At 71.2% G+C, this 1,245-nt stretch carries 2 protein-coding genes; one reads left to right on the top strand and one right to left on the bottom strand.

Features of this window, described 5'->3' with window-relative positions; all coding sequences use genetic code 11:
• Positions 1–174 precede the first annotated feature (174 nt).
• Positions 175–990, top strand: coding sequence for an IS5 family transposase (locus tag AB0E77_RS34235; RefSeq protein WP_361578937.1), 816 nt, complete (start codon positions 175–177; stop codon positions 988–990).
• Here AB0E77_RS34235 and AB0E77_RS34230 read toward each other — a convergent pair.
• Positions 923–1,245, bottom strand: a 323-nt coding sequence (locus AB0E77_RS34230; RefSeq protein ID WP_361578934.1) for a hypothetical protein, incomplete at its 5' end; no start/stop codon positions are given. The two genes, AB0E77_RS34235 and AB0E77_RS34230, sit on opposite strands and share 68 nt — an antisense overlap.

The following is a 1,245-nucleotide window of genomic DNA, read 5'->3' as shown; positions in this document are numbered from 1 at the left end:
TCTTGGTAGCTCGCGGATGTCGAGTCCAGCGAGGATCAAGAGGCCCTGTTGTCGAAGTGTCGCGTGGTCACGGTTGCCGGGTCCAGTCCGTCCACTCCTGGGTGTGACTGTCTCGCCCACAGGTTCGGGAACGCGGCCGACCGGCCGGGGCGCCGACCCCGGTACGGCTCGGACATGAGCGATGCCGAGTGGATCCTGGTGCGGGACCTGCTGCCGGTGCCGGGATGGCTGGCTGGTCGGGGCGGGCGGCCGGAGGGCTACTGCCACCGGCAGATGATCGACGCGGTGCGGTACCTCGTCGACAACGGCATCAAGTGGCGGGCGATGCCCGCCGATTTCCCGCCCTGGCCACGGGTGTACGCCTTCTTCGCCCGCTGGCGGGATGCGGGACTCGTGGCCGAGCTGCACGACCGGCTGCGCGAGGCCGTCCGCGATTCCGAGGGCCGTGACCAGGAGCCGAGTGCGGCGGTCATCGATTCGCAGTCGGTGAAGGCGGACGCCACCGTCGCCCTGGCCGCGCGGGGCTTCGATGCCGGGAAGAAGATCAACGGACGCAAGCGGCACCTGCTCACCGACACTCTCGGTCTGCTGCTGGCCGTGCTGGTCACGCCGGCGTCGACCACCGACCGGGACGCCGCACGCCTCCTGCTGACGGCGGCCAGGGACCGCTTCGGACGGCTGACACGGGTCTGGGCCGATGGCGGCTACACCGGCCACCTCGTCGACTGGAGTGCGGCACAGCTCGGCGTCGTTCTCGGCATCGTCCGCCGCAGCGACGACATCAGCGGCTTCCAGGCGCTGCCCCGCCGCTGGGTCGTTGAACGGTCTTTCGCCTGGTGCCTGCGCAGCCGGCGCCTGGTCCGTGACTACGAGCGGCGCACCGACACCAGTGAAGCCGTCATCTGCTGGTCGATGACCATGCTCATGAGCCGCCGCCTGGCCGCCCACCGCCGGCAGCGTCGTGCTCCGACACCTCAGGAGGCAGCGTGAACCTGCCCGGTTTCTGCTCCACCAGCCAGCCTCGTTCCACCAGCCGCTTCAGCCGGGCCCTCGCGCCTTCGACGCGGGAGGCGGACGCACTGTCCCAGCCCAGCACCACCGCCGCCCGCCGGGCACCGAGCCCGTCGCCTCCCGCATCGACCGCGGCGGCCATCAACGCCTGATAGTCCGGCGACAGTTCTTCCACCTCGGCGGCGTGCCGCCGGTGAGGCACCGCCCGGCGCGGTCCGACCGGCTTCTTCCGCG

Source organism: Streptomyces sp. NPDC032940 (assembly GCF_040636935.1).
In the GTDB taxonomy this organism is placed as follows: Bacteria; Actinomycetota; Actinomycetes; order Streptomycetales; family Streptomycetaceae; genus Streptomyces.
The sequence above is the reverse complement of the archived record's forward strand: the minus strand, read 5'-3'. Positions and strand labels throughout refer to the sequence as shown.

Bases quoted from the DNA above. Each gene is read 5' to 3' on its own strand.
- AB0E77_RS34235 (WP_361578937.1), top strand. From the start codon at position 175: ATGAGCGATGCCGAGTGGATCCTGGTGCGGGACCTGCTGCCGGTGCCG.